This is a genomic window from Caballeronia terrestris (genome assembly GCF_001544515.1).
GTDB classification, from domain to species: domain Bacteria; phylum Pseudomonadota; class Gammaproteobacteria; order Burkholderiales; family Burkholderiaceae; genus Caballeronia; species Caballeronia terrestris.
In genome coordinates, this window is sequence record NZ_FCOL02000043.1 from 33,599 (window position 1) to 46,337 (window position 12,739).

Here is a 12,739-nt window from a genome sequence, read left to right on the forward strand (position 1 = left end):
CGTACGCTTCCATGTCCTCGATCGGACGCGTCGCGACGCCGGAATCCATCGCGGCTTTCGCCACGGCCGGCGCAATCTTGACGATCAGACGCGGATCGAAAGGCTTCGGAATCAGATATTCCGGACCGAACGACAAATCCTGAATACCATAAACCGTCGCGACGATATCGCTCTGTTCCTGGCGCGCGAGTTCCGCGACCGCGTTCACGGCAGCGATTTCCATCTCGCGCGTGACCGTGGTCGCACCTGCATCGAGCGTGCCGCGGAAAATGAACGGGAAGCAGAGGACGTTGTTGACCTGATTCGGATAGTCCGTGCGGCCGGTGGCGAGCACGGCGTCCGGGCGCACTTCGAGCGCGGGTTCCGGCCCGCCGCCGGGTAAAGCCTCAGTGAACGTTGGAGCGGGCGATCGGTTCCTGTACTGCGGCTAGCTGGCCCGCGGGCTCGCCGATCGGCTCCAGGGCGTCGATACTCGTGTCGCCTGTACGGTCGAGCATCGCGCGCGCCGTGTTCATGTCGAGTTCGCCTTCCCACCGCGCCACGACGATGGTCGCCACACCGTTGCCGATCAGGTTGGTCACCGCGCGAGCCTCGTTCAGGAACCGGTCGACGCCGAGCAGCAGCACCAGCCCTTCCACCGGAATCTTGTGCATCGTGGCGAGCGTCGCAGCCAGCGCCACGAAGCCGGCTCCAGCCACGCCCGCCGATCCCTTCGATGTCAGCAAGAGCACGCCGAGCACGAGCAACTGATCCCAGAGCGTGAGCTGAACGTTCATCGCCTGCGCGATGAACATCGCCGCCATCGTCAGATAGATCGCGGTTCCGTCTGCGTTGAAGGTATAGCCGGTCGGCAACACCATCCCGACGACAGGCCGCGAGCATCCCATCTTCTCCATCTTGATGAGCATCTGCGGGAGCACCGCTTCCGTCGATGCAGTGCCGAGCGTGATGAAGAGTTCGTCCTTGATGTAGCGGAGATACTTCCACAGCGACAATCCGCACATGCGCATGACGAAGCCCAGCACGACGACCACGAAGAAGATCGACGTCAGATACAGGCACAGCATCAACTGCCCGAACGACGCCAGCGTGCCGATGCCATACTTCGCGATCGTGAACGCCATGCCGCCGAACGCGCCGACCGGTGCGACGTACATCACGATCCGCACCACGCCGAACATGCCTTGCAGGAACATGTCGAGCATGTCCACGAACGGCGCGGTGCGCGGCCCCAGCTTGGCGAGCGCGATGGCGAGCAATACCGAGAAGAAGATGACCGGCAGAATCTCCCCGTTCGCGAACGCGCCGACGATGCTGTTCGGCACGATGCTCATGAAGAAATCGAGCATCCCGTGTTGCTTCGCCGCCTGCGTGTAGGTGGCGATGGCCGAACTGTCGATATGCGCGGGGTCGATGTTCATGCCTGCGCCAGGCTTGACCAGATTCACGACCACCAGACCGACCACCAGTGCAATCGTCGATGCAATTTCGAAGTACAGCACAGCCTTCATGCCGACGCGGCCCGCCTCATGAAGATTGCTCATGCGGGCAATGCCGACCACGACGGACGCGAAGATGATCGGCGCGAGCAGCATCCGGATCAGTTTGATGAAGAGATCCCCGAGCGGCTTCAACTGCGAGCCGATATCGGGGTAGAAGTGCCCAAGCAAAATGCCCGCGATGATGCCGATGAGAACCTGAACGTAGAGCTTCGAAAGCGATGTCCTGATCTTTGATACCAGCATGACTGTCTCCTATGCCTGGCGTCTTTCAATGAAATCCGGACGAGCGCCCACGGCGGGGTAGTCCGCTGTGGTACGCACGAAGGGAATTCGCCTGCGTTCTTTTGTCTTTTTGTGAACGCTGCGCCGACGGTGTGCGCCGGCGCTTTTGCCGTCTGGAGGCTTATACGGAGAGCTTTTGCATCTCGGCGAAGAGATCGGCTTTGCCTTCGAAGCCGATGCCGGGCAGGTCCGGCATGGTGATGTAGCCGCCGTCAACTTTCACGCCATCGGGGAAGCCGCCGTAGGGCTGGAACAGGTCCGGATACGATTCGTTGCCGCCGAGGCCGAGCCCAGCCGCGATGTTCAGCGACATCTGATGCCCGCCGTGCGGAATGCAGCGTTTCGGCGACCAGCCGTGCTCATGCAGCATGTCGAGCGTGCGCAGATATTCGACAAGGCCGTAGCTCAGCGCGCAATCGAATTGCAGCCAGTCGCGATCGGGGCGCATGCCGCCGTAGCGGATCAGGTTGCGCGCGTCCTGCATCGAAAACAAGTCTTCGCCGGTCGCCATCGGCTTGTCGTAGTAGTTGCGCAGCGTGGCCTGCAGTTCGTAGTCGAGCGGGTCGCCCGGTTCCTCGTACCAGAACAGGTCGTATTGCGAGAGCGCTTTTGCGTACTGAATGGCGGTATCGAGATCGAAGCGGCCGTTGGCATCGACCGCGAGCTTCTGGCCGTCGCCGAGCACGCTCAGGATCGAATCGATGCGGCGCAGGTCTTCATCGAGCGAGGCGCCGCCGATCTTCTTCTTCACGACCGTATAGCCCCGGTCGATGTAGCTGCGCATTTCGTCCTTCAGCTTGCCGTGATCCTGGCCCGGATAGTAATAACCGCCTGCGGCATACACGAAGATTTTGCGGTCGGGCGTGCCATTGCCGTAGCGATCTGCAAGCAGTTGGAAGAGCGGCTTGCCTTCGATCTTCGCAACGGCATCCCACACGGCCATGTCGATCGTGCCGATCGCGACGGAACGCTCGCCGTGACCGCCGGGCTTTTCGTTCGTGAACATCGTCGCCCAGATTTTGTGCGGGTCGAGGTTGTCGCCGGCATCGTTGACGAGCGAGGCGGGATCGGCTTCGAGCAGACGCGGGATGAAGCGCTCGCGCATCAGCTTGCCCTGGCCGTAGCGGCCGTTCGAATTGAAGCCGTAGCCGATGACCGGCTTGCCGTCGCGGATCACGTCGGTGACGACCGCGACGAGACTCAGCGTCATCTTGCTGAAGTCGATATAGGCATTGCGGATCGGGGAACTGATCGGAACGGTCTTTTCGCGGATTTCAACGATTCTCATGGCTGTCTCCAGAGTGATGCCCGCTGGTCGGTATCGGTGTCGGGCTGTAGGAGTCGCTAGGTTATGCGCGAAAAGTGGCGCTATGATTCACTTGTTTTCATTTCATTCTTCACTCAAAGTGAATAACGACTCCGCAACCGACTTCGAATTCTTCATCTTGCTCGCGAAGCTGAAGAGCATGTCCGGGGCGGCGCGCGCACTCGATCTGACGCCGCCCGCCGCGACGAAGCGGCTCGGCATCATCGAGAAAAGGCTAGGCGCACGGCTCGTCAACAGGACGACGCGCAGCGTCAGTCTGACGCCCGAGGGCGAAACGTACTTGCGTTACGCGACGCAGATCGTCGGGCAGGTGCGCGAGATGGAAGAAGCGATCTCCGGCGCGAGGAGCGATCCGCAAGGTCTGTTGCGCGTGAACGCGACGCTCGGATTCGGCCGGACGACGATCGCGCCGCTCGTGTCCGAGTTCGCCAAGCGCTTCCCTCACGTCGAGATTCAGTTCGAGGTCACGGACCGACCCGTCGACCTGGTGGAAGGTGCATTCGACATGGCGATACGATTCGGTGAACTGCCCGACAGCCGCCTCAGTGCACGGCGGATCATGAGCAATCGCCGGTTTCTTTGCGCTTCGCCGAAGTATCTCGAACGGTTCGGCACGCCTGAGCGCGTCGAGGACTTACTGCAGCACCGCTGCATCATTCATCGGCAAAACGATGATGCATACGGCGTGTGGCGCTACATCGTGAACGACCACATCGAGGCGCTGAAGGTGAAAGGCGCCCTCTCGAGCAACGATGGCGACATCGTCCTGCGATGGGCGCTCGATGGACACGGGATCCTGATCCGGTCGGAGTGGGATCTTGCGAAGTATCTGCAGAGCGGACGGCTCAAACTCGTGCTGCCGAACACGGTGATTCCTTCGGCCGACCTCTTTGTCTACTATCCGCGGCAGCGCAATCAAACGGCTCGCGCGCGAGCGTTCATCGATTTTCTGGTCGATCACTTTCAGGCGCCCTTCATTCCCGTCGACGTCAACGAGCATGTTGCCGAGCGGAGGAAACGAGTCAGCCGGAAGGTCACGCACGTTGGGAAAGACGCTGCAAATACTGATCCAGAAACTCGATGAAAATGCGCACCTTCGCCGACAGATTCAGCCGCTCCGGGTAAATGGCGTAGATATCGGCCGCTGGCAGCGACCAGTCGGGAAGCACGCGCGTGAGCGTGCCCGCATCGATGAAGGATTGCGCGTCCCACTCCGAACGCACGAGCACGCCGTGCCCGTCGAGCGCCCAGCGCAGCGTCGCTTCGCCGTCGTTGCTGCTCATCGTCCCCTGCACTTTCACAAGCTCGTGCCGCTTGCCCTTGGTGAAATGCCACGTGCCGTAGGCAGTATCGTTTTCTCGCAGCACGATGCATCGGTGGGTTCGCAAATCGTCGGGGACTTTCGGTATGCCGTGCTGCTCCAGATACCCCGGCGATGCGCAAACAAAGCGCCGGTTCGTCGTGAGCTTTCTTCCCACGACGCGCTGATCCGGCAGATCGCCAAAGCGTATGCCGACATCGAACGCGAACTCGGCCAGATTCACCGGGCGATCGGTCAGATCCAGTTGCACCTCCACATCCGGATACTGCCGCCGAAACTCCGAAAGCGCCGGGACGATGTGTCGACGCCCGAAGCCGAACGTCGCGTTCACCTTCAACAAGCCGCGCGGCAACTCGCGGCTGCTGGAGACCATTCGCTCCAGTTCCTGCACCTGTTCGAGCAGCTTCGAACCCGTCCCGAGATAAAGCTCGCCTTCCTGCGTCATGGCGAGCCGGCGCGTCGTGCGGTTCAACAGCTTCACGCCCAAGCGCCGTTCCAGTTGACTCAATCGCGCGCTGATCGCGGGCGGCGTGACGCCCAAGTCCCGCGCCAGCGCCGAGAGGCTGCCCTGTGTCACCAGCCGCGCGAAAAACTCCAGGTCGGCGATCGAGTCCATTGTTAAATTAAACTGAAGAGTAGGTTAAGAGAGTCTGCATTTTATCATCCATGCTTCCGAATTAAACTCGCTTTCAACGGTCGGGAAGCGATCGTTCAAACGAGTTTGGAGAGAGACATGGGACAGACGCTTTACCAAAAGATCGTGGCAAGCCACACGGTTTTTCGAGTCGATGAGCAGCACGTCGCGCTGTATGCCGACCTGCACATCATGAACGAATACACGAGCCCGCAGGCGTTCGCTGGGCTCGCCGAGAAGAACCTGCCCGTGCGCTGCCCGGAGAAGCAGATGGGCGTCGTCGATCACGTGATTCCGACGCATCCGGTCGCGGTCGACAAGCGCACGATCATGATCGATGCGGCCGCGCATCAAGCCAGCAACTTCACGCGCAATTGCCGGAAGCACGGCATCCACCTGTTCGATGTGAAGGACCGCGAGCAAGGGATCGAACACGTCGTCGCGCCGGAAATCGGGCTGATTCGCCCCGGCATGGTGGTTCTGTGCGGCGACAGCCACACGACGACCTACGGCGCGTTGGGCGCGCTGGGTTTCGGCATCGGCACATCGGAAGTCGAACATGTGCTGGCTACGCAGACGCTGATTTACCGCGTGGCGCGAGACATGCGCATTCACGTCGACGGAAGGCTTCCGGAAGGCACAACGTCGAAGGATCTCGTCCTCTACATCATCTCGAAGATCGGCGCGCAGGGCGCACGTGGATTCGCGGTCGAATACAGCGGGGCGGCGATCGCGGCGTTGTCGGCGGAAGCGCGCATGACGTTGTGCAACATGACTGTCGAAGCCGGCGCGCGCGGCGCACTGATCGCGCCGGACGACACCACGGTCAACTACGTGACCGAGCGGATCAAGGACCTGTCGCCGCGCGATATCGCCGCAGCCGCCGAGCAATGGAAGCAGCTCAAGTCCGACGCCGATGCCACGTTCGACGTCACGCACCGCTTCGACGCGAACGTCGTCGCGCCCTTCGTGACGTGGGGCACGAGCCCGGACCAGGCGATATCGATCGCCGATCACATCCCTGAACTGTCGGCGGAACCGCTAGAACGCCACAACGCGTCGAAGGCGTTGACCTACATGGGACTCGACGCGGGCCAGGCGATCGCTGGTCTCTCCATCGACCACGTCTTCATCGGCTCGTGCACGAACGCGCGCATCGAAGACTTGCGCGCGGTGGCCGACGTCGTGCGCGGGCGCAAGGTCGCGCCGTCGGTGCGCGCGATGGTCGTCCCCGGTTCGGGCATGGTCCGCGAGCAGGCGGAACGCGAAGGCATCGCGAACACGCTGATCGAAGCGGGCTTCGAGTGGCGCCAACCCGGCTGCTCGATGTGTCTCGCGATGAACGACGACATCCTCGAACCCGGCCAGCGCTGCGCATCCACGACCAACCGCAATTTCGAAGGCCGCCAGGGTCGCGGCGCACGAACCCACCTGATGAGCCCGGCGATGGCCGCAGCCGCCGCGCTCGCCGGACGCATCGTCGACGTACGCAAGGAGTTCAATCATGTCTAAGCACGAAACGGTAGCCGGGATCGCCGCACCCCTGCCCCTCAACAACCTCGACACCGACCAGATCATGCCGAAGCAATTCCTCTTCGGCATCGACAAGTCGGGGTTGGCGCGCGGCGTCCTGTACGACCTTCGCACTGACGCCTCCGGCGCCCCGAAAGAAGAGTTCGTGCTCAACAAGGCTGAATATCGCGACGCCCGGATTCTCGTCACCGGCGCGAACTTCGGCTGCGGCTCCAGTCGCGAACACGCCGTCTGGGGCTTGCAGCAAGCCGGTTTCGAAGCGGTGATCGCGCCCAGCTTCGGCGAGATCTTTTATTTCAACGCGCTTAACAATCGCCTGCTGCTCGTGATGCTCGATCCGTCGACGATGGCGAAGTTGATGGAACTCGTCAGCGACCCCGCGAAAAGCCAATTGACGATCGACGTCCAGCGCCAGCGCGTCATTACCGCTGACGGCGCCGAATATCCCTTCGAACTGCCCGCCCGCCAGAAGCACATGTTCATCGAAGGACTCGACATGATCGGCATGACGCTGAGCGACGCCAAAGCGATCGACGCATTCGAAGCCCGTCATTACGCGGATCACCCGTGGATGAAGATCGACCTTCCGAAGCAACAACGCACAGCCTGAGAACTTAAAGCCAGCGAAGACTGGCTGGGCCACCGCAGAGCAGTAAATCAATTCCTGTCAGGAGACGTGAAATGGAAAGTACCTCGACGCACGCAAGCGTACCGGCGCTCGGCCGGCGAGCGACATGGTCAACACTGACGATCGGCGGAATGCCCGTGCCGATGTTCATCGCGGTGGCTGTCATCACCGTCCTCGCCATCGTCACGAAAAAGCTCCCCAACGACATGATCGGCGGCTTTGCCGTGCTGATGTTGTCCGGACTGCTGCTGGGTGAAGTCGGCAAGCGGATTCCGCTCTTCAGGCATATCGGCGGGCCCGCGATTCTTTGCCTCTTCGTGCCCTCCGCCCTGCTCGGCTACAAGCTGATGGACGAGACGACGCTCAAGGCCATCACCACGACGATGAAGACCGCGAACCTTCAGTATCTGTACATCGCGTGTCTCGTCGCAGGCAGCATTCTCGGGATGAACCGGAAGATCCTGATCCAGGGCTTTCTCAAGATGTTCGTTCCCCTTCTGGTGGGAACGGTGACGGCGATCGCGGCGGGCATTCTAGTGGGATTGTTGTTCGGCTACGACCCGAAGCACGTGTTTTTCTACATCGTCATTCCGATCCTCGGCGGCGGCATCGGCGAAGGCATCTTGCCGCTCTCCATCGGCTATGCGGAGATCACGGGGACGGCGCAGGGTCACCTGATCGCGATGATGGTTCCGGCAGCGCTGATCGGCAACGTCATCGCGATTCTGGCAAGCGGCATTCTCAAGCGATTCGGCGAGAAGCACCCCGCGTATAGCGGCGAAGGCGTCCTCGTGCGCACCGGCGAGGATCAGGAGTTGCTCAAGGCGCAAAAGGCCGAGTCCGCACTCGACTTGCGGCTGATGGGATTTGGACTGCTGCTCGCCTGCACGCTGTTCATCCTCGGTGCGCTGCTTGCACCGGTCACCGGCATCCCTGGTCCGGTGCTCATGATCGTCGCGGCTGCGCTGCTGAAGCTTGCCCACGCGATTCCTGAATCGATGGAAATCGGCGCGTACCAGATGTACAGGTTCATGTCGACGAACCTGACGTTTGCGATTCTCGTCGGACTGGGCACGCTGTTCGTTTCGTGGGACAAGCTGGTCGGCGCGTTCTCGCCGGCTTACTTCGTGATCTGCGCATCGACCGTGATCGCGATGATCATTTCGGGCTTCTTCGTGGGCATGTGGCTGAAGATGTATCCGGTCGAGTCGGCGATCATCACGGCTTGCCATAGCGGCCTGGGCGGCACGGGCGATGTCGCGATCCTGTCGTCGTCGAACCGAATGGGGCTGATGCCGTTTGCCCAGATTTCGACGCGGATCGGAGGCGCGGGGATGATCGTCTTCGCTACGTTGATGATGAAGTGGTTTCACTGACGGGCGCGCCACGTAGAAGCATCGGCATGCTGCGCTCCTTCGATGCCGGAACGCAGCATGCACCTTCCCGCGCCTAGTGGTGGAACGGTACCCACCACGGCTTCACAGTCACGTTGAGCAAACCGGACTTGACCGTCGGATCCTCGGTTCCGAGTTCGATGGCGGTCTTCAAGTCGGTGCTCTTGAAGATCGCCATGCCGCCGGCTGCCATGCCGCCGGAAGGCTCCATGAACGGGCCGCTCAGGACGATCGAGCCCTTCTCGAACCAGTCGTCGATATATTTGACGTGGTCGTAAAAACCCGGCTGCTCGTTGTAGGGTTTATCGGAGACCCACTTGGGACCGGGGCTGTGGAATACGACGAAATAGGTAGGTCCATTTTGATCAACCATTTTCAACTCCTTCGAAGACGTTCAAAAAGGCGGCTCACACTTCAGTGTCTTTAGACAGTGTGCGCAGGGGCAGAAAGCGTCGGCCCCGCTCGGTGCCTGTGCGCCGGAGGTTTATTCCCCGGCGCCTTGAAGACAAAGATAGACTCCGATCGCGTCGTCCGGTAGACAGCGCGGCCGCATAGGACGTATGCCGTCATCGAATAGCTACGCTCGCTAGCGGATGGCAAGCAGAGGATCGGCGGCAAAGAGTGCCGCCAGAAATTCGATGAACACGCGCGTCTTGCCCGGCAACCGGCGACTTCCCGGCCAGACGGCATTGATAGGAAACGTCGCGGGCCTGAACTCCTCCAGGATCGGCACAAGCCGGCCTTCGTCGATGTCCCGTGAATACAGCCAGCCCGCGTTATGCCCGATCCCCATCCCGGCGATCACCGCGGCGCGGACATATTCGGCGTCGTTGCTGCGCACGGGTCCCTGCGGCACGTGCTCAACCGGACCTTCGGGCCCGAGGAACGGCCATGTCCGTGGCGCGTCGCGTGACATGAGGGCGATGCAGTCGTGATCGGCGAGATCATCCAGCGCGTGGGGCACGCCCGCACGCTCCAGATACATCGGTGACGCTACCGTGGCGTATTGATTGCTGCCGATGCGACGCGCGATCAGCGTGGAGTCGGTGAGTGGACCGATGCGTATGGCCACATCGACCCCTTCCTCGATCAGATTGATGTAGCGCTGCGCGACGATGAACTCCACGCGGACCTCCGGATACTGCGCAAGGAACGGCGTCATGTGCGGAATGATCTGCATGCGACCGAAAGCCGGCGACAGGGCAACGCGCACCACGCCGGAAGGCGATGCTTCGCCCCGTCCGACGCGGGATTCGACGTTGTCCACGCTCTCGACGATCTCGACTGCGCCTTCGTAGAAGCTCTGGCCGGCATCGGTGAGCGTGAGGCCGCGCGAGCTGCGGCGCAGCAGTTGCGCGCCGAGCCGTGCTTCGAGGCTGGCGACCGTTTTGCTCGCCGTCGGCTGGCTGATGCCTGCTGCACGCGCCGCCTTTGAAAAATTGCCGGTGTCCGCAACCCGGATGAAAAGCCGCATGACGTCGATTCGGTCCATCGCTAACTTTCCTCCGGCAAGACGCCAGGCAATGAGGCATGCGGCGAAGTGAAGCGTCGAGCAGGCGTGCGCGCCGCCCTGCCCAGTTTATAGCTGCGTAATCCCTCCGTCCGCGACCAGGTCGATGCCCGTGCTGTAGCTGCTCTCATCCGAGGCGAGGAACAATGCCGCGGCGGCCATCTCATCGGCGCGGCCAATTCGGCCGAGTGGCGTGATCTGTTTGAACATCGCCCGTGCACCGTCGGCTTCTTCCTTCGAACTGAACTGGCCGTCGATGATCGGCGTCTCGATCAGTCCCGGACTCAGCGTATTCACGCGAATGCCGCGGTCTTTGAATTCCGCCGCCCACGTTCGGGTAAAGGAGCGGATTGCTGCCTTCGTGGCCGCATAGACGCCATACGCCGGAAAGCCCTTGATATGCATACCGGACGATACCAGCACGATCGAGCCGCCGTCGCGCAGCAGCGGCAATGCCTTTTGCACAGTGAAGAACGTGCCGCGTGCGTTGATGTCGAAGGTGGTGTCGAAGTGCTCCGGCGTCACCGATTCCGTGGGCAACACCTCGACGTACCCCGCACTCGCGACGATGATATCCAGCCCGCCTTTCTCGCGTTTCACCGTCTCATAAAGCCGGTCGAGATCCTCCAGACGGGCAATGTCGCCCTGAACCGCCGTGACATTCGAGCCGATGACGGCCACCGCTTTATCGAGTTCGGCCTGACGGCGTCCCGTGATGAAGACATGCGCACCTTCCGCGACGAACCTCGCGGCGGTCGCCAGTCCGATGCCGCTGCTGCCGCCGGTGATTACCGCGACCTTGCCTTTGAGCTTACCCATGCTGTTTCTCCGTTTGAACATGAAGTGTGTCCGCCGCGATATCGCTTTCGATTGAGAGCGTCGGCGAGCCAGGGGGAGAAGGATGGGGGCAGCGAGAAGGGCTGAACAGCGGGCGCTATGGCATAGCAGGTATGCCACTTTCGGAGGCCGCTTTGCGCGGGAGAGGGGTGCGCTTAAGGCAAGGGTGCAGATCGGGGCGTCGCGAGCGTGCAGAGAGATTGTCGTGCGAGCGTCTATCAACCTCTCATGTGCCGCTTGTGTATGGGCACGGCGCGTCCCTCAAAACCGCACTTTCACCTGAAAGCCGATCGTGAACGGCAGATCGGCCGACGGGATCGGCGGAATCAGAATGACGTTCGCGCCGACGCGCCGATATTCCATCATGACGAGCGGCGCGATGACCGGCCCGATCGTGTGATCGTGTCCGAACCCCCAACCGCCGTACGGATACCCCGAGATGAGCCCGCCCATCGCGGCGATCCGGATGAAGCCCCAGTGCGCGAATTCCGGCGCCCAGACGCCGCCGCCGTACAGCGACGGCTTCGACAGCGAATTGCGAAAATACCCCGCCGTCAGCGCCCATTCCGGCGCGATCCAGCATTCCACGCCGATGCCCGGATTGAACTCCTGGAAATCCTTGTCCGGATTGATGTGATGCGAGCCGATCATCGCATCGACCCACAGGCCGTTGCCGCACCAGTCGCCAGCCCGCGCATTCGATGCGACGGCCAGCGTCGCGCAAAGTGCGAGCAATATCGCCTTGGCGCGCGGTGCGCGAAATCGGGTGAGCCATGAACGCATAGGTATTCCGCCGTTTTCCGCTGTTTTCGGTCGCGGCATGCCTGCAGCGACGCTTTTTTCGAGACAAGATGGAGCGGAACTCTACCCGAAGGCGCGTGTATCGTGTGGAGCGTGACCCGGTCGCAACGTGCCGTCGCGACTGTCCTTCAATCGTCATTCGGGTGAAACACGATGAGCCGTCGAAAGTTTCTGCATCACGCGCGCGTCTGGATGGCGGGCGCGGCGCTGCTTGCCGTCGTGGGCTGCACGCCCTTGCAGGTGGTGACGCACCGGGTGTCCGCGAACGAGACGAGCGTCCCGGCCGGGCGCTATCAGCTCGACCCGTATCACTGGAACGTGAGTTTCGACGTCGATCATTTCCATTATTCGCGATTCGTGATCCGCTTCGACAAGGTCTCGGGCGAACTCGACTGGAATAGCGGTGGGATGGAGCAAAGCACGGTCTCGGTGGCGATCGATGCGGCCAGCGTCAATACGCATGTGCCGCTGCTTGACCGTTTGGTCAAGGGCCCGGACATGTTCGACGCGGAGCGCTATCCGACGATTCGCTTCGTGAGCACGCGTTTCGTGCGCACCGGGGACGACAAGGGCACGTTGATCGGCGATCTGACGATTCATGGCACGACGCGGCCGGTGACGCTGAACGTGACGTTCAACGGCCATGCGGCCAATCCGCTGACGAAGCAGGAGACGCTCGGCTTTTCCGCCGACGGGCATTTCAGTCGCGCGCAGTTTGGGTTATCGAAGTGGTATCCGGCTGTTGGCGATGAGGTGCATGTCGCGATTCAGGCGGAGTTTGTCAAGGCGGTGGAGGGCGTGGCGGGGCAATAGGAATGTTTCGGGCGGTTTGGGGGCCCGGGCGCGCGAATGGCTGACCGCTGTTGCCTTCCGTTGTTTGTGCCTTCCGTTGTTTGTGCCTTCGGGTTGCTTGTGCCTTCGGGTTGCTTGTGCCTTCGGGTTGCTTGTGCCTTCGGGTTGCTTGTGCCTT

At 61.6% G+C, this 12,739-nt stretch carries 12 protein-coding genes and 1 pseudogene; 5 read left to right on the forward strand and 8 right to left on the reverse strand.

Annotated elements, in window-relative coordinates:
* Position 1: 1 nt before the first annotated feature.
* The 3 genes and pseudogenes from AWB67_RS25860 to AWB67_RS25870 form a co-directional block, all read right to left on the reverse strand.
* Positions 2-367 (reverse strand): annotated as a pseudogene (locus AWB67_RS25860) (malic enzyme-like NAD(P)-binding protein); the annotation flags it as partial.
* A gap of 19 nt (positions 368-386) precedes the next feature.
* Complete coding sequence (dctA, locus tag AWB67_RS25865; protein ID WP_087659062.1) at positions 387-1,745, reverse strand: C4-dicarboxylate transporter DctA; 1,359 nt, start codon at positions 1,743-1,745, stop codon at positions 387-389.
* Between the two features lie 160 nt (positions 1,746-1,905).
* Positions 1,906-3,072, reverse strand: coding sequence for a mandelate racemase/muconate lactonizing enzyme family protein (locus AWB67_RS25870; protein ID WP_087659063.1), 1,167 nt, complete (start codon positions 3,070-3,072; stop codon positions 1,906-1,908).
* A gap of 82 nt (positions 3,073-3,154) precedes the next feature.
* Between AWB67_RS25870 and AWB67_RS25875 the strand changes: the two genes are divergently transcribed.
* Positions 3,155-4,195: a LysR family transcriptional regulator gene (locus AWB67_RS25875; protein ID WP_087659064.1), complete on the forward strand. Its 1,041-nt coding sequence runs from the start codon at positions 3,155-3,157 to the stop codon at positions 4,193-4,195.
* Here AWB67_RS25875 and AWB67_RS25880 read toward each other — a convergent pair.
* On the reverse strand, positions 4,146-5,048 hold the full coding sequence (locus AWB67_RS25880; protein ID WP_087659065.1) for a LysR family transcriptional regulator: 903 nt from the start codon (positions 5,046-5,048) through the stop codon (positions 4,146-4,148). The genes AWB67_RS25875 and AWB67_RS25880 overlap by 50 nt on opposite strands.
* 117 nt (positions 5,049-5,165) lie before the next feature.
* On the opposite strand from AWB67_RS25880, the gene leuC reads away from it, so the two are divergent.
* The 3 genes from leuC (at position 5,166) to AWB67_RS25895 (ending at position 8,603) form a co-directional block, all read left to right on the forward strand.
* The gene (leuC, locus tag AWB67_RS25885) at positions 5,166-6,578 is read left to right on the forward strand and encodes a 3-isopropylmalate dehydratase large subunit (RefSeq protein WP_087659066.1); all 1,413 of its coding nucleotides are present in this window, start codon (positions 5,166-5,168) and stop codon (positions 6,576-6,578) included.
* Positions 6,571-7,209, forward strand: a complete 639-nt coding sequence (gene leuD / locus AWB67_RS25890; protein ID WP_087659067.1) for a 3-isopropylmalate dehydratase small subunit — start codon at positions 6,571-6,573, stop codon at positions 7,207-7,209. Before leuC ends, leuD begins: the two co-directional genes overlap by 8 nt.
* Before the next feature lie 71 nt (positions 7,210-7,280).
* On the forward strand, positions 7,281-8,603 hold the full coding sequence (locus AWB67_RS25895) for a 2-hydroxycarboxylate transporter family protein (protein WP_087659068.1): 1,323 nt from the start codon (positions 7,281-7,283) through the stop codon (positions 8,601-8,603).
* A 73-nt stretch (positions 8,604-8,676) separates the two neighbouring features.
* Here the strand turns inward: AWB67_RS25895 and AWB67_RS25900 are convergent, their stop codons facing one another.
* The 4 genes from AWB67_RS25900 to AWB67_RS25915 all read right to left on the reverse strand — a co-directional run bounded on the left by AWB67_RS25900 (position 8,677) and on the right by AWB67_RS25915 (position 11,751).
* A complete protein-coding gene (locus AWB67_RS25900) occupies positions 8,677-8,994 on the reverse strand; it encodes a YciI family protein (protein ID WP_087659069.1) in 318 nt (105 codons plus the stop codon).
* A gap of 213 nt (positions 8,995-9,207) precedes the next feature.
* Entirely contained in the window at positions 9,208-10,113 is a 906-nt protein-coding gene (locus AWB67_RS25905; protein ID WP_087659070.1) for a LysR family transcriptional regulator, read from the reverse strand.
* 87 nt (positions 10,114-10,200) lie between these two features.
* A complete protein-coding gene (locus tag AWB67_RS25910; RefSeq protein WP_087659071.1) occupies positions 10,201-10,950 on the reverse strand; it encodes an SDR family NAD(P)-dependent oxidoreductase in 750 nt (249 codons plus the stop codon).
* 279 nt (positions 10,951-11,229) lie between these two features.
* On the reverse strand, positions 11,230-11,751 hold the full coding sequence (locus AWB67_RS25915; RefSeq protein WP_125477669.1) for a hypothetical protein: 522 nt from the start codon (positions 11,749-11,751) through the stop codon (positions 11,230-11,232).
* Positions 11,752-11,922: 171 nt separating this feature from the next.
* Between AWB67_RS25915 and AWB67_RS25920 the strand changes: the two genes are divergently transcribed.
* The gene (locus AWB67_RS25920) at positions 11,923-12,582 is read left to right on the forward strand and encodes a YceI family protein (protein ID WP_087659072.1); all 660 of its coding nucleotides are present in this window, start codon (positions 11,923-11,925) and stop codon (positions 12,580-12,582) included.
* Positions 12,583-12,739 lie beyond the last annotated feature (157 nt).